Annotated in this window: 22 protein-coding genes and 1 other RNA gene; 11 read left to right on the top strand and 12 right to left on the bottom strand. The window is 44.4% G+C overall.

Features of this window, described 5'->3' with window-relative positions:
• Positions 1–5 precede the first annotated feature (5 nt).
• From DOE51_RS18055 to DOE51_RS18040, 4 genes are all read right to left on the bottom strand, one after another.
• Entirely contained in the window at positions 6–545 is a 540-nt protein-coding gene (locus DOE51_RS18055) for a hypothetical protein (RefSeq protein ID WP_142697918.1), read from the bottom strand.
• A 160-nt stretch (positions 546–705) separates the two neighbouring features.
• Entirely contained in the window at positions 706–1,185 is a 480-nt protein-coding gene (locus DOE51_RS18050; protein ID WP_142697917.1) for a hypothetical protein, read from the bottom strand.
• A gap of 116 nt (positions 1,186–1,301) precedes the next feature.
• Positions 1,302–1,601 carry a hypothetical protein gene (locus tag DOE51_RS18045; protein WP_142697916.1) on the bottom strand — a complete coding sequence of 100 codons (300 nt, stop codon included), beginning with the start codon at positions 1,599–1,601 and terminating at the stop codon, positions 1,302–1,304.
• Positions 1,602–2,099: 498 nt separating this feature from the next.
• Positions 2,100–2,969, bottom strand: a complete 870-nt coding sequence (locus tag DOE51_RS18040) for a LysR family transcriptional regulator (protein ID WP_142697915.1) — start codon at positions 2,967–2,969, stop codon at positions 2,100–2,102.
• A gap of 222 nt (positions 2,970–3,191) precedes the next feature.
• On the opposite strand from DOE51_RS18040, the gene DOE51_RS18035 reads away from it, so the two are divergent.
• The gene (locus tag DOE51_RS18035; RefSeq protein WP_142697914.1) at positions 3,192–3,668 is read left to right on the top strand and encodes a hypothetical protein; all 477 of its coding nucleotides are present in this window, start codon (positions 3,192–3,194) and stop codon (positions 3,666–3,668) included.
• Here the strand turns inward: DOE51_RS18035 and DOE51_RS18030 are convergent, their stop codons facing one another.
• Positions 3,669–4,646, bottom strand: a complete 978-nt coding sequence (locus tag DOE51_RS18030) for a serine/threonine protein kinase (protein WP_142697913.1) — start codon at positions 4,644–4,646, stop codon at positions 3,669–3,671.
• Between the two features lie 74 nt (positions 4,647–4,720).
• Here DOE51_RS18030 and DOE51_RS18025 point away from each other — a divergent pair, with 74 nt between their 5' ends.
• Complete coding sequence (locus tag DOE51_RS18025; protein ID WP_142697912.1) at positions 4,721–5,476, top strand: M48 family metallopeptidase; 756 nt, start codon at positions 4,721–4,723, stop codon at positions 5,474–5,476.
• A gap of 48 nt (positions 5,477–5,524) precedes the next feature.
• Here the strand turns inward: DOE51_RS18025 and DOE51_RS18020 are convergent, their stop codons facing one another.
• The gene (locus DOE51_RS18020) at positions 5,525–6,217 is read right to left on the bottom strand and encodes a phosphatase PAP2 family protein (RefSeq protein WP_142697911.1); all 693 of its coding nucleotides are present in this window, start codon (positions 6,215–6,217) and stop codon (positions 5,525–5,527) included.
• Positions 6,218–6,340: 123 nt separating this feature from the next.
• Here DOE51_RS18020 and DOE51_RS18015 point away from each other — a divergent pair, with 123 nt between their 5' ends.
• From DOE51_RS18015 to DOE51_RS17995, 5 genes are all read left to right on the top strand, one after another.
• Positions 6,341–7,711: a hypothetical protein gene (locus tag DOE51_RS18015; protein ID WP_142697910.1), complete on the top strand. Its 1,371-nt coding sequence runs from the start codon at positions 6,341–6,343 to the stop codon at positions 7,709–7,711.
• Between the two features lie 199 nt (positions 7,712–7,910).
• Positions 7,911–8,855, top strand: a complete 945-nt coding sequence (locus tag DOE51_RS18010; protein WP_142697909.1) for a hypothetical protein — start codon at positions 7,911–7,913, stop codon at positions 8,853–8,855.
• A gap of 163 nt (positions 8,856–9,018) precedes the next feature.
• On the top strand, positions 9,019–10,161 hold the full coding sequence (locus DOE51_RS18005; protein ID WP_142697908.1) for a TIGR02147 family protein: 1,143 nt from the start codon (positions 9,019–9,021) through the stop codon (positions 10,159–10,161).
• A gap of 299 nt (positions 10,162–10,460) precedes the next feature.
• Positions 10,461–10,807: a transfer-messenger RNA gene (gene ssrA / locus DOE51_RS18000) on the top strand.
• A 258-nt stretch (positions 10,808–11,065) separates the two neighbouring features.
• A complete protein-coding gene (locus DOE51_RS17995; protein ID WP_142697907.1) occupies positions 11,066–11,914 on the top strand; it encodes a DMT family transporter in 849 nt (282 codons plus the stop codon).
• On the opposite strand, the gene DOE51_RS17990 is transcribed toward DOE51_RS17995, so the two are convergent.
• Entirely contained in the window at positions 11,911–12,354 is a 444-nt protein-coding gene (locus tag DOE51_RS17990) for a MarR family winged helix-turn-helix transcriptional regulator (protein WP_142697906.1), read from the bottom strand. The genes DOE51_RS17995 and DOE51_RS17990 overlap by 4 nt on opposite strands.
• Positions 12,351–13,256, bottom strand: a complete 906-nt coding sequence (locus DOE51_RS17985) for a DMT family transporter (protein WP_142697905.1) — start codon at positions 13,254–13,256, stop codon at positions 12,351–12,353. Before DOE51_RS17985 ends, DOE51_RS17990 begins: the two co-directional genes overlap by 4 nt.
• An 18-nt stretch (positions 13,257–13,274) precedes the next feature.
• Here DOE51_RS17985 and DOE51_RS17980 point away from each other — a divergent pair, with 18 nt between their 5' ends.
• Entirely contained in the window at positions 13,275–14,204 is a 930-nt protein-coding gene (locus DOE51_RS17980) for an alpha/beta fold hydrolase (protein WP_142697904.1), read from the top strand.
• A 15-nt stretch (positions 14,205–14,219) separates the two neighbouring features.
• Here DOE51_RS17980 and DOE51_RS17975 read toward each other — a convergent pair whose 3' ends face one another.
• Complete coding sequence (locus DOE51_RS17975; RefSeq protein ID WP_142697903.1) at positions 14,220–15,197, bottom strand: hypothetical protein; 978 nt, start codon at positions 15,195–15,197, stop codon at positions 14,220–14,222.
• 233 nt (positions 15,198–15,430) lie between these two features.
• Here DOE51_RS17975 and DOE51_RS17970 point away from each other — a divergent pair, with 233 nt between their 5' ends.
• A complete protein-coding gene (locus DOE51_RS17970) occupies positions 15,431–16,045 on the top strand; it encodes a DUF938 domain-containing protein (protein ID WP_142697902.1) in 615 nt (204 codons plus the stop codon).
• 24 nt (positions 16,046–16,069) lie between these two features.
• Here the strand turns inward: DOE51_RS17970 and DOE51_RS17965 are convergent, their stop codons facing one another.
• On the bottom strand, positions 16,070–16,963 hold the full coding sequence (locus DOE51_RS17965) for an SDR family oxidoreductase (RefSeq protein WP_142697901.1): 894 nt from the start codon (positions 16,961–16,963) through the stop codon (positions 16,070–16,072).
• Positions 16,964–17,079: 116 nt separating this feature from the next.
• Here DOE51_RS17965 and DOE51_RS17960 point away from each other — a divergent pair, with 116 nt between their 5' ends.
• Positions 17,080–18,003 (top strand): AraC family transcriptional regulator, encoded by a 924-nt coding sequence (locus DOE51_RS17960; RefSeq protein ID WP_142697900.1) that lies wholly within the window; start codon positions 17,080–17,082, stop codon positions 18,001–18,003.
• Here the strand turns inward: DOE51_RS17960 and DOE51_RS17955 are convergent.
• A complete protein-coding gene (locus tag DOE51_RS17955; protein ID WP_142697899.1) occupies positions 17,996–18,748 on the bottom strand; it encodes an SDR family oxidoreductase in 753 nt (250 codons plus the stop codon). The genes DOE51_RS17960 and DOE51_RS17955 overlap by 8 nt on opposite strands.
• A gap of 107 nt (positions 18,749–18,855) precedes the next feature.
• Between DOE51_RS17955 and DOE51_RS17950 the strand changes: the two genes are divergently transcribed.
• Positions 18,856–19,506, top strand: a complete 651-nt coding sequence (locus DOE51_RS17950) for a TetR/AcrR family transcriptional regulator (protein ID WP_142697898.1) — start codon at positions 18,856–18,858, stop codon at positions 19,504–19,506.
• A 135-nt stretch (positions 19,507–19,641) separates the two neighbouring features.
• Here the strand turns inward: DOE51_RS17950 and DOE51_RS17945 are convergent, their stop codons facing one another.
• On the bottom strand, positions 19,642–20,391 hold the full coding sequence (locus DOE51_RS17945) for an SDR family NAD(P)-dependent oxidoreductase (RefSeq protein WP_142697897.1): 750 nt from the start codon (positions 20,389–20,391) through the stop codon (positions 19,642–19,644).
• Positions 20,392–20,486 lie beyond the last annotated feature (95 nt).

The raw sequence follows: 20,486 nt of genomic DNA, 5'->3' as shown, positions 1-20,486 counted from the left end.
CAGCGTTAATTGGGCATCTTCGGTACAAGCAGCATATACAAGCCGCTCTCTGGCTGAGAAAGCTCCAAACAACGGCCATAGAACGCGTAAGTAAAGCGATTTACTTTCAGATCCACGGAACAAGTCATCTGGAACTCTTTTTCGTTAATCGTTTTTAGATCCTGAGCAGGCTTAAGTGTTTCGAAGTAACTTTTCCCCAAACGCACAGGCACCGTGATGCGCGCCTGTAAGTTGCGACCGTGCAGATTACAGTCATTGATCACACGCAGACCATCTTTCATGACAACAAAACTCAATAGCGAAGTGAAGCCGCTTTGTGTTTGCAAGATTTCCCAACTCGAATCGATTTTTGGTTCTGGCCCCTTGGCGCCACAAATCGAATAGTCTGTCAGATTGACGACTTTGTTGAGCTCTTCGGCTTTTTGTTCCGAGTTTGCATTTTCAATGGGAGTTTGTGGCGATGTTGGTTCGGAAGACTTACTACCTCCGCGTGAACACGCAGCTACAGTCGCGACGAGTGATCCGATTAACAACAAGCGCATCATAAAAAACTCCTTATCAGAAAGTTTAAGACGCAGGCAGATTCATTCGTGCAAGGATGTGAGTCAACAGCGATAGTATTAAGAAACAGTCGAGTTGATTTCAAAAAAGAAAAGGGCCGAGGAAAACCTCAGCCCTTTTGAATTTAAATTGAATAGACGAAAATTATTGCGGAACCAGAGTGATACGGTTGTTCGTACCCGGTTGCATTAGCACTAAGCAATTCCCGTCGAAGAAGTAGTTTAAACGTTGTGTGGTCAAACTTGCCTCACAAGTCATTTTGAAATTTGGATTTTCGATTTTTTGTTCATCGTAAGCAGGACGCAATGGCTGCACAGTCGTTGAATCATAAGCAGCTGGCGCCATCGCTGTTGCTTTCAACTTCGAGCCGTTCATGTTGCATTCATTGATCAGTTGGATTGAACCGTTTGCGATCACATAAGTAGTTGTAAATTTGAAAGCGCCTTGAGCTTGTTTCATCATCCACGCGCCTTCGATAGTGTGAGGAGCCGGGCTGATGCCGCAAACGTCATAGTTTGTTTCATTCACAAGTGTGCTGTTATTTGGATCGTCTTGTTTTTGTTCGTCTTGAACTTCGCAAGCTGTGATTGAAAGAGCCAATAGGGCGACAAGCAGAATTCTCATGATGCATCCTCCGTGAACAAAATGAATAGACTTAAGCTTTTCGTTTAGCCGTTGCAGAGTCAATACCTCAGTGTGTCGATATAAAAGAAAAAGCGGGGAACGATGTCCCCCGCAAATTAGCGAAGCAAGATTGGGTTCTTTAACTTCGCTTCAAGTGAATGAAGATTAGGTTCAACGGCTTCTGCCGGTGTGCCTGGTAATGAATAGCGCTGAAGACGTGGATTCAAAAACGTCCATCTTGTGATGGCGAGCAAGATCCTCGGTGTGCGATACACCAAAAACAGGAGGAAGCTTGTTATTTGTCCGGCCTTCTTTGCGCTTTCAACAGTCACATCCGCAGAGGTTTCAACGAGCCTCAAAAAAGTTCGCTCGTTCCTATATTCCCATACCTTCTTCTTACGCAATAGAGCGTTCATATAGAGTTCCTCCTGGTGGATAATGCTCGCCGAACGCAAGACCCAAAGGCCGCGGATCAAACGCTTCAGCGAGAGTTGTTATTTGTAAATGTCGTGTGAATTGGACGCGGAAAACGTTTAGAAACGCGATGAACGCGAATACAAGACGTAACAATGCCCAATGCATGTTTTTAAAAATTCAAATTGTGTGGCTTATCTTGATTTATCTTATGAGTCCTTCGACAGAGCCGAAGTGCTTATCGTTACAAGCAAATAGGTAAATTCAGATCAGAGGCCATACCGAGTTGATGTTGGATTCCGACGGAATTTGTTTTTGCTGTAATCATAATGTTAATCATGATGGCCTCCTTTCATTAGAGTTATTTCTAATATCGGAGAGAGTGCTGAAAAAGTAAACTAAAATTTTTGAAATGCGCAAAATTCTTTGCAGTGGCTAGTTCCAAGCTGGAACCGTTCCCGAATTTTCGAAGTAAAAATGTTGGCTATCATAAGAGAAAATTATTTCTTAGTGATCGCTTCGATCAAATCTTTAAAGTACAAAGGCATTTCATTGCGCGGATACCAAGCAAGCGCAACGGGATCATCAAGGAACATTGTTTTATCAAGTACGATTAATGATCCATCTTTAATAAAATCCTGCGCATATTCCGCAGTTAAAACCGAATAACCTGCTCCATGCTGAATCATCGAAGTCAATGCATCGATGTTGTTCGCATAATGTCTTTCCGGACGGGCTTTCTTATTCAATTTATATTTTTTCAGAAGATCAAACGTCACCATGTCGCTGGGATCATGATCGATGATGCATTCTTTTTCTAAGATGTCAGATAGCGAGCGCTTCTTCCATGAAGACGGTCCCACTAAAATATATTTTTCTGGAGCAAGCATTTTTGAATCAAGTTCAAGACCCACTTGATTCGCTGGCATCGCTGCAAGTTGTGCGAAGCCGTTTTTCAATTTGCCGACAATATTATCTGCTTCCGTTAAATCAAAACGCACGCGCAGTTGCGGATGCTTTTTTAAAATTGCACTTACACGCGGAATCACGCGTGAACGCATCAATGTCGATGTGCCGCTGATACACACTTCAATAGTTGCCGCTGATTTTTTACCGGAAAGTTTTGCAAGTGTATCGCCTTCAAGATCACGGGCCGCTTGCACATAACGAAGAAGCGATTCTCCTTCGTTGGTTAAGCGCATGCCTTTTCTAGAGCGAGTAAAAAGGGTGACCCCAAGCTGCTTTTCCAAGCTTCTTATTCTTTGGGTCACCCCTGTTTGGGTGAGATTTACCATTTTTGCAGCTTCCAGGACCGTGCCCTTTTGGACGACGGCCCAGAAAGCTTCTAGGGAAGGGCTCAGTAAACTCATTTAAAATCATAATAAGGTGATATTTATGAATTATACAAATACTTTTTTACAGAATATTTAAGATTTCGAAAAACGCGATCAAGCGGATTCACTTATCCACAGCGGATTTGCAAAACTCTGTGGATAAGTCGGCACACTAGAAGAATTTCGCGCGAATTTGTCTAGTGGTGCTGAGGGAACGAACAAAAACAAATGGAAATACACAACTGAAAGGACAGAAAAATGAAAATGACTATGCTTACTCTAGTGGCGATGTTGATCGGTGGAGCTTCTGCGAACGCAGCTTGGACGGGAACGCGTTTTGGTACTGAGCCTGTTGGCGTGAACTGGACAGTTCACTGTGATGGTCAGGGGGCAACTCTTGATTTTAAATATGATAAAGCAGCTGGAAACTTCGCAAGCTACTCTTATTCGAAAACGGTTGCAGGCCATTGCCCGTCTAGAAATTGCGGAAGTGATGTGACTTACTGGTATGAAAGCAGCACAGATGTCGCGGGCGCAAAAGCGGAGTACACGACAAGCGCAACCAGAGTCGATGTCGTGCACTTTTTGACTTTGACGAATACTCAAGATCCAAGTGCGAATTTCTCTGTACGCTTTACGCAAAACTATGAAAATGACTTCGCGGTTGTTGTGAAAAGCGCAAGCATCGGCGGCGCCGCACTTGCGGTTCAAGATCTTAAATGTGTTCAACAATAATTAGGGATTAATTTTCCACGCGATCTTTTCCAGAGCTTCAACTTCTTCCGCCCAATAGCGGTAAGTGTTGAACTCTGGGAATAGACGCGGAAAGCTTGGATCATCCCAGCGTTTCGCGATCCAGCCTGCATACATTAAGATGCGCAGACCACGAAGCATTGGAATCCACGACCATTGATGATCGGGGAATTCACGCAGCTCTTCATAGCCCGAGATAATTAAATCGCGTTCTTCTGAAATCGCATCTTCATCGCCAGATAAAAGCATCCAGAAATCTTGGATCACCGGACCATTTACAAAATCGTCAAAGTCGACCAAGAAAAATTCCTGACCGTTATTTAGTAAGTTGCCTTTATGACAGTCACCGTGAATACGAATGAATTCCGTCGTATCGAAATTATCATCGATCGCATAAAGGATGTCTTCAGCGGCGGTGTTATAGCGTTTGCGCAATTCCGGTGTGACCCAGTCCTGCAAATTATCTAAAGTCTCCCAACCACCATAATAACTTGTATCAAGCACCGGACGGTGAGGAGCTTCCTTGCGCGCGCCCACATTGTGAACTTGCGCCATCAAGCGGCCGACTTTTTTATAATCGTCACCTAAGAATTCTTGCGGCATACGACCCAAAACTTTCGGGAAGTAGGCGACGTACATGCCATCAACTTCACTTAACGTCGAATCGTGTCCTTGAAACAACGGCGCTACCGCAGGAATGCCTTCGCCCTTTAAAGACAAAAGAAATTCGTGCTCTTCTAAGATAGCCTCTTTGCTCCAACGACCGGGACGATAGAATTTCGCGATAACGTTTTTAGTGTACGAACCTTTTTCGATGGGCTCTTCCAGCTTGATATCGAAAACGCGGTTCTCATAGGAATTAAGTTGGGTGAACTCTCCCGTGGGAAAAAAGCCAGCGTTCTCTGCAGAACGTAGAACTTTCTCAGGATCTAGATTGTAAAAAGAGGAGTTTTTATCCATTTTCACCCACTAAAAAACGTGACCTATGCGTTGAATCTTGCCACTAGAAGCCCAGTAAGTCATTCTTTCTTGCGATGAAGACAGAGAAGGAACATTTTCTTTTTGCTAAATGGCCGGTAGAGGTGCACAGACGCCCTTTCCGTCGCTCTGTCTCGATTTATCTTTATCCCAACAAGCCCATTAAAGTGATGGCTAGCAAATCGACATCACAAAAAGTGATTGTTGATTTCTTAATGGCCAAAAAAGAATGGATCGAAAAGAACTTCGAAAAATTCGCCGATCTTGCAGAGCAGTTTCCGGAAAAGAAAATTAAAGCCTACGAAGACTTCCCGTTCATGGGTAAAGATCGTAAGCTTAAGGTCGTCATCACTTTAAATAAAAAAGCTTTCGTGTCAGTGACAGACGAAGAATTACTTTTGCACATTCCCCGCAATGACTGGAGTGCCAATACGCCCGTGCAAGAACATCCCACGGCACTAAAAGAAATCCGTCACTTCTATAAACGTGAAGCGGTGAAACTTTTAAGCGAGCGTGTGAAATTTTGGTCGCAGCAAATGGGCTTGCAACCCGCACAAGTGAAATTCCGTGAACAACGAACACGCTGGGGCAGTTGTTCGTCTAAAAAGATCATTAATCTGAATTGGCGTTTAATCGTATTTACTCAAGAGATCATCGACTACGTTGTTGTGCATGAACTTGCACACTTGCAGCACATGGACCATTCCAACAGATTCTGGGGCTTGGTTGAAAAGCATCTTGAAAACTACCAAGAGCTGATGACGTCGCTGAAACAATCTCAGCACCTAGTGGAATTTCTGTCAGAGAAATAGTTCGAAAATAAAAAAGGACTCAAGATGAGTCCTTTAAGAAAATCTATTTTAATACAAGCCGTTCTTACTCTTAGCTTGCATCCATTTCATCGCAAGCAAAGATCCCGCGTAACCAACGAAGGCCCCGAAGATCGTATCACTTAAGAAGTGATCGTGGACCACGATGCGTGTACCGCACACGATAACCGCGACTGGAATCCACAGCCAACGCATCTTCGGAAACGCCACACTAAACATCGTTGCAGCAGTAAACATCACTTGCGAATGCCCAGAAGAAAACGAGTGCCAGTGCCAGTGAGGATTAAACGGAATAAAAACGAACGGATCAAAATCCGGAGTCTTATGGGGACGCTGTCTTCCCACCGTAAATTTAATAATATGAGTCATCGCGCCCGAAACCAAAAGTGCGACCAGAAAATTCAATCCCCAACGACGGAAATAATCTACCTTCGCAGAATACTTTTGAAGCGCGGAAATTTTCGGCGCAACAAAACGACAAAAAGCCCACGTTAAAATCGCAATTGCGAAATAATAGTCAGACAAACCCAAATCCGTGATGACTCGGGCGATGGGACGCCATTGATCACGCACTTCAGGAATGCCAAAGAACTGCGAAAGCTTTTGATCAAAGAAATACGCAGCCAAAGCCGCGATGATCAGGGCACTGACGCCGACTTTTAAAAGATGCTTTTTTAGAAGTGAAGGGCTACGCAGAAGCTCGCCGAATTGTTGTACACGCATGTAAATCCTTCCAAGCCGGAGTGTAGAACGGACTTGTATTGCAATACAAGCACTGATGAGGGGTGACGAAAACTGGCCCGAGGCTTGCTATTTGCCTCTGTCGAACCAATCTTGGAGGTTTTCATGTTACCAATGCTGAACAAGCATACATTAATTACGGCTGCTTTGATGGCGTCAATGAGTCTTACCGCATGCGGTAGCAAAAAGGACGTTTTTACTCCACCTGCTAAACAGGGCACAGAGACAAATAACAAAGGTGAAACTCAAACTGGCGGCGAAATCGGCGGCGGTCTTTCTAATCCTGATCAAAACTCAAACGGCAAAAACAATACAGAACCACCACTTCCTTTGCCGGATTATTCTGATCTTCCAAATCCAGGTTCTGGTCAAAAACCACCTGCTCCTCCAGCGCCAGGTGTACCAAGTGCCCCAAGCACACCAGCTCCACTTCCTCCTCCTGTGACAGATACGAAACCGTCTCCGTCATTGGGAACAAATCCACTTCCACCTGATTATCGTTCAAACGATGCATCACAAGTGGGTCGTGATAATTTGACGAAACGTATGACGGGCGGCGTGACTGCTGACGGTTTGGTTTATACGTCTTCGGCAACAGATGAACTTTTAAATTTCCTAAGAGCTCGTAACGAGCGCGTTGATCAATTCACTCGCCAAGCAAACTTGGATGCGGCCGCTTCAGTTCTTTCTGCAAAATTGACTGTTGATGGTTTGTCAGGTGATGCGATCGTCACTTTGAAAATCCAAGAAGGCCGTGACGTTAAAGTTTATAACGTTGCTGGCTCAATGAGCGAAGGCGGCTATTCTTCTGCATTGAAATCTGTTCGCGCAGGTAACGGTGAAAGAACAACAGGCCAACGTTCTCTTGAAGGTACAATCAAATGTTTAGATCTTGATGGTTTGTGTGAGAACACATTCGTAAGATTGAAATTGGGTTCGCAAGGTTCAAGCTCGATCGTAAATGTTGTATTCAGAAACTCTGCGGCTGATTTGTATTTCTCTTTGCCAGGTAAATACTCTGACAATCCAGAATACTTGCAAATGCGTGAATTCATCAGAAACACGATCTTGCAAGCGAACTCTGAAAACAAAATCAAACAAGCTCGTATGAGTTCGTTTGAAGTGATCAATGGTCGTTCAGGTGTTGCTTTGACTTTGAAAGGCTACAACAACGAACTTCTTGGTTTCTCGGGTCCGTTGCTTGCTCCTGAAGCGGGTACGGGTGTGAACATCACTCTTTCTAGAATTGCTAAAGACCAAGATGATTCTTTGGATCTTATCAGCCTTGATAGATCACAATTGAATTACGCAAATTGGATTGGCGATGCTCGTATGGTTGCAAACAATGGTTTGGGCCAAGTGAAACTTGCTTTGAAAATGAGAAAGCGTTCAGCTTACGCACAAGATGCTTTCACAGTGACATTCATGAGAAAGATCAAACCTTTGGTTGATCTGACTGATGACAACTTGAAATAACAACAGAGTTTAATTCTATTATTGGTTCCTCCCAGTATTTGAATTTACCCAGAGCCCACAGACTCCAAGCTGTGGGCTCTTTTTTTTGCCCTCACAGCTCCGAAACGGTTGCAATGTGACCCTAAATGCCCAAAAAATGTTAGGCACGCTGATTGCTTTATGGGATAGCGGGAACGTTATTAAACCATCGGGGGACAGAATGGCTCTAAAAAATAAAATCTTTCTAGCAATCGCACTATCGACAGTTTTGGGAATGGCGACAGCGAAAGCTTATATCGTACCGGGCGGTGGCGGTCAGACACCTCCTCCACAAGGCGGCATTCAACCTTTGCCTCCACAACAACCTCAACAACCGGTTCCTCCACCAATTCCAGCTCCTGGTGATAACGGTGGATATCAAGGTGGTGGCTACCCAGGTGGCGGTTATGGCCCTGGTTACCCAACTCAACCAAGCAACGGTCAAGAAACTCGTTCTATCCAAGTTCGTCGTCGTATCATGAATGAACAATTGCCAATCTTGCGTTTGGCAAACTTGGATCGTGGTTACAATGGTTACATCGTTCAATCTATTACTGTGTATGCTTCTGGCAGTTCGCCTCGTTCAGAAGTGGCTTTGATCATCAACGGTCAACGTGATGCAAATGCTTACAGCCCACGTGGTGCAGTGACTTTGGTTCCACGCTACCGTGCTGAAATCGGTCAAGTTCGTGACATTCAATTGCAAGTTTCTGGTGGTGTAGATCTTGATTCAGTTGTGATCAACATCATGGCGCCAAATGGTGGTGGTTACCCTCCAGGCAATGGCGGTGGCTGGGGTCGTGAAATCACAGTTCCACTTTCAGTTGCACGCAGAATGTTGGGCAACGATCGTTTGGATATCTCTCCATACATCAACATGAACCAATACCGTGGCATGAGAATCACTGCGATCGAAATCGAAGCAGCGGCTTTGTACCAAGTTGGCTTCATCGACGTCTTGATCAACAGCTTCGGTCAAGGTCAGTCTTTGCAAATCGGTAACTACGTTCAAAGATACACTGTTGTTCCGCAAGATGCTGTCATCGGCCAAAGTGCTGCAAGCATCGTGTTGAGCACACGCGGTGACATGGACATCCGCGGGGTGACATTAAGACTACGTCGTTAATCCTTAAAAACTCTTGCTGGGGTTTTGCCGAAAGGGCTTCTGGAGACAGAGGCCCTTTTTTTATGCCTTGCGAAAATAAAGCTGACATGCGCTACGGGAATTATCTTGTTTTGGGCGTTTAAATCAGGTCGAATATTTAGGCGTAAATAGGGAGTGAATTTCTATGCAAAATAATCATCAAGAGTTTGGCAAAGGCAAAGAGAATTCAATGACTTCGCTGGTTCCACCAGTTTTGTCTGATTATATGAACTACCGCCAGTTCTTGGCAGATTTCTATAAGTTCAAACGTCAATCTTCAAAAGGTTCGTTGAGAGCTTATAACTACGCTGTTTTCTCTGCAGCGGCGAACATCAAATCTCCGAACTATTTGAAAATGATCATCGAAGGAAAAAGAAATCTTTCTGACGATATGATCGGCAAATTCGGTAAGGCTCTTGGTTTCAATAAAGAGCAAACTGAAGAATTCCGTCTTCTTGTGCAATTCACTCAAGCGACAGATCCTGCTGATCGCAATATGTACCTGAAAAAATTAAGCGAACACCGTGTGGGCGTGAAATTGAAAACAGGCGAGATCGACCGTAAGAGCTTCGAAAAAGTTCCGAACTGGGTTGCATGGATTATCTATGCGATGGTTGATCAAGAAGGTGTTTCATTCGACAACACAGCGTTGAAGAAACTTCTTCGTGGCAAAGCTTCTGAAGATGAAATTGAAAATGCATTGGCGTCTTTGCTGAACTCTGGCGATCTTCGTCGTGACGAAGTGACAGGGGAGTTGAAGAAAGCACGCAGCCTGACTGAATCTCCGGAAGATATTCCAGTGGCTCTTGTGCGCAAACTGCAATCGCAATTGATGTACTTGGGTCTTGAGTCTTTGTACCAAGATCAACCGACAGATCGCGAGTTCGGTACATTGACGATGTCTTTGACGAAAGCAGAATTTGAAGAAATCAAATTTAAGCTTCGCCAAATGCGTAAGTCGATCAACAAAGACAACTCTATCGCGCGTATGAAATCTAAAGGCGAGCGTGTGTATCAGTTGAACATTCAATTGTTCCCTGTGACAAACGCAGCAGACGGCGTAGCAGTGACTCCGGTAATTCAACCAGCTATCGATATTAAAGTTGATGAGATCGTTGAAACTCAGGTCGCTCAAGCTGAAGTCCAAGCAGAGGTGCAAATGCCTGTTGCTCAAACTCCGGCTCCGACTGCACCTGCAACTGCTGCAACTCCAGCCGCTGCAAACAAAGGTTCAAACGTTAGTTCTCTTGCCGCAACGGCAGCGTCTGCTGCTGATCTTTTCCGCTAATTTTGCTCATTAAAGAGGCTGTCAGATAACACGACAGCCTCTCATATTAATTTAAGATTCTTAAATTTTAGTGTCATTTTTGCCCCATTTTCTGGGTCGCAATGTGGATAACTCTGTGGAAGACCCACATAAATGGTGGATATCTCGACCTTTTGGTGCGAAATGCCTCTTGCTTATGTTAGCGTACTGTTAGGGCGTTGTAACATAACATGCTTAAATTTTGCGCTTTGACGTGCTGAATTTTTGATTGTGGTTTACGCTTTTAAAGTTAAGTTAGTCAGTCGTTTTGAATTCACATTGGGGGCGTACCGGCTTCGACGTGGGTGCTGAAACATAAGGAGCATACCGGGGCGCATGAGGACCTCGTTAAAAACGTGCATTTTGTAATTGGCAACGATTACGCACTTGCAGCTTAATTAGCTCGCACGATCAACCTTGAGGTGATTCCGCTCTTGGATTGATCGTCATTTAGGGATCTCGGCTTCGTTGGTTATCTCCAGCGACGAAGCTTAAATAAAGCTGGGGGTGGGGTCTTACGAATTTTGTTTCTGGAAGTCGTAAGATCAACTTAAAACAGAAACTAAGTATGTAGCGCCTTATCGCGGATCACTTGCGGACGGGGGTTCAATTCCCCCCGCCTCCACCATTTAAAAATAAAAAAACCAACCCAGCGGGGTTGGTTTTTTTATTTTTATCTGTCGAAGCCGAGAGAAGTGAACTCGTACGTGTTCGCTACTGCGAACGGGGTTCATCGACGGCGCACGATGCGCCCTCGAGGGTGCCGAAGGCAGGGCGAAGCCCCGAGAGGCACGACGCCTCGAGCCCCATTCCAGTAAATGTAACTCAACACCAACCCAAGACCGAAGCAAGACGCCCGATCAGGCAAGATATAAACTCGCAACAAATGAAAGCACCAAAACTTTTTATTCTAACGGCACTAACGATGATGGCGTTCGCCGCCAACTCGATATTTTGCAGGCTCGCTTTAAAAGATCCCCAAAACAATCCAGTCAGCTTCACGTTGGTTAGATTGTTTTCCGGTGCCCTTGTTCTGTTATTCTTCCTCATTAAGTTCCGAAGAACAGAAGCTTCACAATCGCGACTGTTGAAATTCACAGCGCCAATAATGCTTTTCTCTTACGCGCTATTTTTTTCTTTATCCTACGTTCAGATCAGCGCAGGTACGGGCGCGCTGATTCTATTCGGCAGCGTACAGCTGACAATGATCGTGGCTTCTTTATTCAAGAAGCAAAAGATGAATCCCTTGCAGTGGTGTGGAGTTTTACTTGCGATGGCAGGTTTAATATATTTACTGCTACCGGGAATTCACACACCACCACTTCACGCGGCCGCCTTCATGGCAATAGCAGGATGTTCATGGGGATTCTATTCTTTAATCGGACAGAAAAATACGAACCCTATATACGCGACTGCACGAAATTTCGTGATGACAGTTCCAGTGGTCGGCATTTTAGCTCTTATTTTTCCAATACAGCTAACGCCACATGGATGGATGTTCGCGATTCTTTCAGGAGGAGTTACTTCCGGCTTCGGCTACGTCTTATGGTATTATGTTCTTAAAGATCTCATCACAAGCACAGCCGCGATCGTACAGTTGAGCGTCCCAGCAATCACCGCATTCGGCGGAGTCTTATTCCTTGGCGAAACCATCCACCAAAGACTCATCATCTCAAGTCTTCTGATATTCGCCGGAATAATCCTAAAAGTTAAAGCCAAAAGCCTCAAAACCTAAACATCCTTAAAATGATTCCGAATATCCTGCAGAAGTTCATTAAGCTGTTCGAGCTGCTTCATCCCAAACTTGTCGATGAAACCCTGATGCAGACCCTTCCATTTTTTCTGGGCATCTTTTGTGACTTCTTTTCCTTTTTCTGTCAGCTCGACAACTTTTGAAAGACCGTCGGCCGGGCTGATTTTCACGAGCTTGCGTCTTGCAAGGACATCTAATGCTCGGTACAGAGTGGTGCGCTCCATATCCAAGTGTTCTGCTAGACGCATTTGTTCGATCGGTTGATAGCGAGAAATATTAATCAAGATCGAGTACTGAACAACGTTAACACCAGCTTCTTCAACTGCGGCATCATACGCACGACCCACTGCTCGAGAAGTCATTTTGATATTTGTGCAGACACATTGAATCGGTTCAAGTTCTTGCGATGATTTGTTCTTCATTTTGTATCTCCATTTCTTGTCAATGACACTCCAACAAGAATCATAAGTGCTCCGGCGTATTGTGCGGGTCCGATCTCTTCATTTGCAATCAGGGCTCCAATGATAAGAGCCATCACTGGCGGAATATAGAAAACAGATGAGGCTGTCACTGCGCCAAGTTTTTCAATAATTCGGTAGTATAAAACAAAGGCAAGTCCGGTGCCTAAAAATCCTAAGCCAACACTTGTCGCAAGAAAGGCTTGCGGGTGTTGAAGAATGATTTCGGCTCCACGCATGGGCACCACTAGGGAAAGTACGATGGCGGCCGCTATGATTTGATAACAAGCTAACGCGAGCGAGCTTAAGTTCAGCGGCGTAATAAATTTCCGCGCATAAATCATCGCAGCTGCATATCCAAGTGAACCAAGAAGCATATATCCAGCACCATAAGCGGCATCATAGGCAGAGTAGTTAAACAAACGATCCAGATGCGCAATGAATGCCACGCCGATAAATCCTAAAAGCAGTCCAATAAACTTTTTAGAATTCATGCGATCAGTTGGCAGAAATAGAGCCGCAAACAGTGCTGTCATAAGGGGAATGATTCCGCTGATCGCACCAGCGGCACCTGATGCCAAAAGTTGTGTTCCTTTAATAAATCCCAAGTAAGGAACGACTACTGCCAAAAGACCCATAGCGAGAAAATGCCGAGAGTGGCGAAGATGCTCGAGCTTTAGAGATTTATTAATTAAACCAAAGGCAATGATCGGCACCATACCGAAGATAATTCGCAGCAAAGCAACTTGCGCCGGTTGAATGACTTGAACGGCCATTTTCATGAAGAGAAAATTAGTGCCCCAGAGCAAGCCTAAAAACCAGTATACGACATAGTTATAATTTAACGTTTTGTTATTACTTCTCATGATGTATATACATCATATATGAAATCAATCATTCTTAATACCAAAAATTTGCTTATTGTCGTAGTTACGGTTTTAACCTCAATGACGTCGTGGGCGGACTCTTACGTGAACGCTAAAACCAAGTATGTCGAGGTGAATGGTTCGAAGATCGCCTACCGCATGTATGGTTCAACATCGGGAACGGGGACGCCGATCTTCTTACTGATGCACACTCGCGGTAATATGGATGGTTGGGATCCGACGTTGCTAGATATTCTTGCTAAAAATCGCCAGGTGATTGCGTTTGATAATCGTGGTGTAGGACTGTCTAGTGGAAATGCGCCCGAATCATTTGCAGAAATGGCGGATGACGCCGCTCTTATTATTAAAGCTCTTGGGTTCAGTAAGGTCGATCTTTTAGGATTTTCGATTGGTGGCGCCATTGCGCAAGAATTGCTCATTCGCCACAATGATCTGATCAGAAAGGCCATCATTGCGGGCTCAAGCGCCAGGGGCGGTGTTGGCGTCAATGATTTGTCAGAAAAATCTAAATCGGTCAGCACGAAAAAAGAATTTACCGATGATGATATTCTCTATGCGTTTTTTGCTCAAACTCCTTCTAGTCAAAAGCTAGGTCGTCAGTACTTGGAAAGAATTAAAATCAGAAAATCTGATTTGGATAAACCAGTTTCAATGCAAGCTGTGAAGGCGCAAGCGATCGCTCGACAAGATTGGGGAACTCAAACTGCAAGTCCTGATAAACGTATGAGCACCGTGAAAAATTCCATTCTGATTGCGAACGGAAAAGATGATATTCGCATGCCGACGATCAATTCCTATAACTTGTTTCAGATAGCACCAAAGGCACAATTGGTTCTTTATCCTGATTCAGGACATGGATTTTTGTTTCAGTACCCAGAGCTTTGTGGTGAAAACTTTGTCGACTTCCTTGATCAGAAAGAGTTTTAAAGCGCCAGTTTTCATTTAAAGGGCAACAGTCACTTGCCCTTGAACTTGCCAGTCATCCTCTTGAGTCGTAAGACTCGATATCTGCCGCTCATTCACAACATCAAACTTCAGAACTAAATTCGGACGGGGAGAGGCGATAACTCCTACTCTCCATTTCCAATTATCAGGCGAAGTGGAATCAAATTCTGTATTATAATGTTCCAAAGAGGCTTCAACACTATAGCCTCGCGTGAGTTCCACCAACGTCTGAAGCATTTCGTAACTACCGACAGTTACTTCGCCATCATCTGCTGTCTTATCTTTAACGAGTCCTCCTTCAAGCATAACGGTTGAGCCCTTTGATAAATCCTGACGGTAAAAGACAGCGAGCAAGTTTTTTTCAAGGACGTCGCTTTTCTCGGTCATGATGGAGGCACCTAATCTTTTTTTCTCTGCAATTTCAAATTCGCCAGAAACGGATAGGCCTTTTTGTTTAAGCGATGATGCTTCGTAGGGATTGCCGAAAAAATAATTAAGTGATGCTTCCCACTTATCTTCCGTTTTTTGCAGAATAAAACCTTCTGAAAAAACACTGCCATCTGAAGTGTCATTTTCAAGATTAAATCCTTGGTAGGTGCTTTGATAAGAAGTGTGATCGATGTTGCGAATGCCAAAAACTTTTTTCATCAGTCCTGCATATAGAGCCCACGTTTTATCCGCTTCGAGGCGTAGATAATATTCCGTCGTAGCGTCTTGTTCCCACGCAACGGCTGCAAGATACTTTCCTTCTTTGTCGATTTGCGCAGTGAAACCGGCTTCGGCCTGCATCTGTTGCAAACTTGAATCGTTAGCAGGACCACTTGAGTACTCCCAGAAGTTAAGACCTCGATAAGTGACATGTGGGATGAGCCATTGTCCAGACTGTAAATTACCATTGAGATCTAAATACTCAGTCTCTTGCTCGTCGCTAATCGAGTCGGAATCATCGCCAACGGAGTCGGCAGAAGCCCACAACTGAGAAGAGATAAAGAAAAGAAGCGCGAACGCCACGAATCGTATTAATCTCATCCTTTGAGCGTCATAAATCTCGATAACACGCTCAAGGGATTTGAATTTTCTTAGCCAAGATACAGCGTTGGCTTATGCAAAATTCCCATGTTGAAAAACTATTCAAAAGGAACTTTGTGACTTGGCTTTCTGGGTTGATTCTATACAATCAACGGCAAAACATCTTGTTAGGATAGTAAATGGATTTGCCTTTTTCTGCCGCTGCCGATCGCAATAAAGAACCGATTCTTGAAGTACTTAAAAAAGTTCTTCGCCCCGACGATCATCGTCTTCTTGAAGTGGGTTCGGGAACGGGCCAGCACGCAGTTTACCTTGCACCATTTTTTCCAAAGATTGAATGGCAACCGACCGAGGTTGCAGAAAACCTTTCGATGTTGCGTGAGCGTATTAAGCAAGCAAATGTTCCGAACATCGCGACGCCGTTTAAGTTGAAAGTCGGTGAAGATGATTTTCCGATTCGCACATTCAATGTGATTCTTACGATCAATACGTTCCACATTATGTCGTGGAAGGAATGTAAGACCTTTATGAAGTTGATCAGCGCACGTTTAGAACAAGGCGATAAAGTTTTGATCTATGGCCCATTTAACTACAACGGCAAATTCACAACACCAAGTAATGAAGAATTCGATAAGTCATTAAAAGAAAACGATCCACAAAGTGGCATCAGAAATTTTGAAGACGTTTTCGCAGCAATGACGAAGAATGATTTTGAACTTATCAACGATTACGAAATGCCTGCGAACAATCGCATGCTTTATTTCCGCAGAATGAAATTCGTGCGCAAGAAGTAATTCCTGCGCACTTGAATCAGAAAACTAAACTTTCGAATAATCCATGTTCCGTAAATCAGTTATCAAATCCGGTCCCGTAGGATTCCAATTCAAAACTCTGCGGGTCTTTTCACTCGAAGCTGGCAGATCTAAGCCTGCAAACATGAACATCCAACCAAAGTGGGCTTCGGCTTCTTTCATCGACAAACCAACTGTCGGAATATTCAAACCTTTACCGATGGTTTCTGCGATTTGTTTTACTGAAACCCCTTCTTCTGCGACGGCATTATAGCGCGCACCTTTTTCTGCTCGTTCAAAAGCAAGTCTGTACAAGTGTGCCACATCTAAAACATGAGCCGCCGCCCAACGATTATTAGCACCCTCAATATAAGCAGAGACTTTTTTCTCGCGCGCTAATTGAACCAAGGGACTGACCAATCCTTGTTTCACAGTATCGTGAACCTGCGGTAAACGCATGACGGAAACATTCACACCTAACTCTAACGCCGCTTGAGCTGCATATTCAGAAGCAATGCGTGGGTTCGGATGATGTTCATCAAAAATATCTTCCAGTGCGGGCTTGCCACCACCTTGGCTGCCGATGCCAACTCCTGAAGTAATGACCAAAGGACGATTTGAACCTTTCAAAGCATCCGCTAACACTTTGATGTTCGCTTTATCTTTTTCGCAGTTCGCGGCGAAATTTGAAAAGTCGTGATCAAATGCACAGTGGATCACACCATCAGATTCCACAGCTCCAGCACGAAGGCTTTCAGGATTATCCAGAGTCCCGCGAAATGGTGTCGCACCAAGAGACGTTAATGTTTTGGCTCCTTCATCAGAACGAGTCAGGCCAATGACTTGATGTCCGCCTTGAATGAGCTCTTTAGTAACGCGTGAACCGATGAAGCCGGTTGCGCCAGTGACGAATACTTTCATAGATATCTCCTGTGTCTGAATGCAGATATCGGACCTGCGATTAAGTCCAGTGTATCAAGTCGGAACTAGCCTTTCTATGCTATCAAATCCATATTTTATGCGATATAGTCTAGTGCATGGAATCTGACACACTCTCTGATGTTTTAATGAAAATGCGCCTTAAATCTTCTGCTGCAGGAATTCTGGATACTGCGGGAAAGTGGGTGGTTGAAAACTCCACGTTTGGAGGTTTCAAATTACAAGTCGTTTTGAAAGGCGATCGCTATTTCGTTGGGGATGGAAAATCAAAAGCTATCCATGTCAAAGCGGGTGATTGTGTTTTGTTGACTGGAAAGAAGCCGCTGATTATCGGCTCCGACCTTGATGCGAAAAAAAGAATTCGCATGGAGGATCTGCATAAGACAAAAACAGGCGGCGTGATGACCATCAATGGTGGTGGAGAGATGCTGTCGATAGGAACTCACTTTGAATTCGAAGGACATTTGCCAAAAGTGTTATTCGAAGGCTTACCAACGTGGATTCACGTCGATGGCAATTCAGATCAAGCGGCTGTTTTACGTTGGAGTGTAGAAAGATTTAAAGCAGAGTTCTTCGGAAAAAATCCAGGACGAGGACTGATCCTGAATCACTTAACACCGATCATGCTGTTGCAAATTCTGCGCATTTACCTAGAGACTTCAAACAAGAAACAACAAAACTGGCTCTTTGCGATTTCTGATCCGCAGCTTTCAAAAGTTTTTGATAAAATGCATTCGCAATATCAAGAACCATGGTCGTTAGAAAGTTTAGCAGAAGTAGCCGGTCTTTCACGTTCCGGTTTTGCATTAGCGTTTAAAAAGAAAGTTGGAATTTCGCCGTTGGATTATCTGACGAACTGGCGAATGCAGATTGCTTGTGACCTACTTCGCACGGAAGGACAAAATGTCTCTTCCGTTGCGGAAGCTATCGGTTATGAATCGGAAAGCGCTTTCAGCGTTGCTTTCAAGCGCGTGATTAAATGTCGTCCGGGGCAATATCAAAGACAAAGCGTTCTTAAATAAACTTTGTCTCTTTCGCCCACATCACAGCGTCTTCACCTGCTGGATTGCGCATCGGAGCTGACGGCTCTGTTACGACTTTCCAGATTTGTTCTGCGACGTCGTTAGCGTGAGTAATCGGCCCCGTGATATTAGCGAAACCCGCCATCACTTGTTGAACTAAATCATTGTAGGCCGCGGGCCCAGTGCCCATACGCTCTTTCGCATTTGCTGCAAAACTTGTTTGTGGGGCAAGGCCTGGCAATACCAAACGCGCGCGTACATTAAACGGAGCCAGTTCCAGAGCGACTGATTCAGTAAAGGCATTGATCGCAGCTTTACTTGCCGTATAAACCGCAAGCAGTGGCAATGATTTCACTGTCACAGTTGACGTGACGTTCACGATCACACCGCTTTTGCGTTCGCGAAATTGTGGAAGAACTGCTTGAGTCATCGCAATGGTGCCGATGGTGTTTGTGTCGAATACTTCACGGATCGACTCCAAAGAAGTTCCTTCTAGCGGACTCAACATGCCGATACCCGCATTGTTAACTAACGCATCAATGGGGCCTGCTTCAGCAATAGCTTTACGAATGCTGTCTTCTTTGCTGACATCAAGAGCAAGAATACGCAGATTTTCAGAGCGGGGAAGGACGTCTTCGCGCGGTGTGCGCATTGTCGCAATGACCTTCCAACCGCGTTCGAGGAAATATTTTGCTGTTTCCAGCCCGAAACCAGATGAGCAACCCGTGATTAATACTGTTTTCATGTGCTATACTCCTTGTAGAATTTAAATGCCGAACACATTTAGATTAAAACACATAATTACGAGACTTTCAAGTTCCGGAACTAATTAGTATCGAATATGGTGATTCTATGAGTGATAACAAGAAGATAGAGAAGTCAAAAAAGAAGATATCTGCTAAAAAGTCTGCAAAAAAGGCAGCAGTGTTGGGTCGCAAACGCGATCCCAAGCTGGATGAGACAATCTTAGAATCCACGCTCGATATCTTGGCAGAGAAAGGTTTCGACAGCATGACGATGGATATGGTTGCAGCGCGCGCGAAATCGGGCAAAGCGACACTCTATCGTCGTTGGCCGTCAAAGCCTGAACTTGTACGTGATGCTTTAATCTTCATGAGTAAAGGTTCAGTCGACATTGAACACTTACCGGATTCTGGAAATTTGAAAGAGGATCTGTTGGCGATCGTAAAACCTTATTCGTCTGAACATGGTCACAGAAAAATCCGTGTCCTTTCAGGCTTAGGTTCTTTCTTTTCAGAACATCAAAAGAATGCGGATGAGGCGATGGCGGGAATTTTCTCTCCATGGACGAATGCGAATCGCACACTGATGCAAAGGGCGATCGCACGCGGAGAGCTTTCAAAAAACGCGAACATCGATCTTGCCTGCGAGATCATTGAAGCAATGACTGCATACAAAACAAATTTCCAAAGAACGATGTTCACGAAAGTGTATTATGGAAAAATTTTGGACCAGATTATTTTGCCTGCGTTAAAAGCATAGAAAATCGTCTGCGCATATAAGTCATAGCACCCTTAAAGAGGTTCAAACCGGAAAACCCAGCGAGCAAAAAGACCATCATGTTATCGCTACTTAAATGTTCCACTTGAACCTCCTCTCGGAAAAATTGACGAAGACTTAGCGAAGACCGCCAGAGCCTTGAATGCGTTCGCCTGTCACCCAGCCTGAATCATCAGAAGCTAAGAACAATGCGATTTTAGCGATGTCGTTCGGTTGACCGATACGGCCCAATGGAGTTTGCGCAACGATTTGTTTTTCCATATCACTACCGATCATACCCAAAGTGATAGAGCCTTCAGTTTCTACACCACCCGGAGCAATGTTATTCACACGGATGTTGCGACCAGCAAGTTCGCGAGCCAAACCGATTGTCATCGTATCAACGGCACCTTTTGTCGCAGCATAGATTGCAGTTCCTGGCAAAGGACTTGTGCTGACGACAGAGCTAACGTTGATAATGCTGCCACCTTCTTTCGAGAAGTATTTCACAGCTTCACGAGTAGAAAGCAGAATGCCTAAAACGTTGGTATTGAACTGGCGATGGAATTCTTCCTCAGTGACTTCTTCGATAGTGCCGAACTTATAAATGCCCGCATTGTTAACTAAGATATCAAGTTTGCCGAAAGCTTGTTTTGCTTGTTCAAAAATTCTTTTAACGTCACCTGCGTTTGCAACGCTACCTTGAACGGCGATGGCTTTACCGTCGTTAGCAATAATCTCTTTAACGACACGGTCAGCGTCTTCTTTGCTTGAAGCATAGTTCACGACCACAGAAGCACCATTTGCTGCATATTCTTTTGCGATAGCAGCGCCAATACCTTTAGAGGCTCCCGTTACGATCGCCACTTTCCCATTTAATTTTTTCACCTTAGAACTCCATTGAAAGCCCGGAATATCCCGGGGTTTTATTGTTCGACACTTAGATAAGTATCGAAATGAAAAAATCTTTGTCAATTCGACAG

Source organism: Bdellovibrio sp. NC01, from assembly GCF_006874625.1.
GTDB lineage: Bacteria > Bdellovibrionota > Bdellovibrionia > Bdellovibrionales > Bdellovibrionaceae > Bdellovibrio.
The sequence above is the reverse complement of the archived record's forward strand: the minus strand, read 5'-3'. Positions and strand labels throughout refer to the sequence as shown.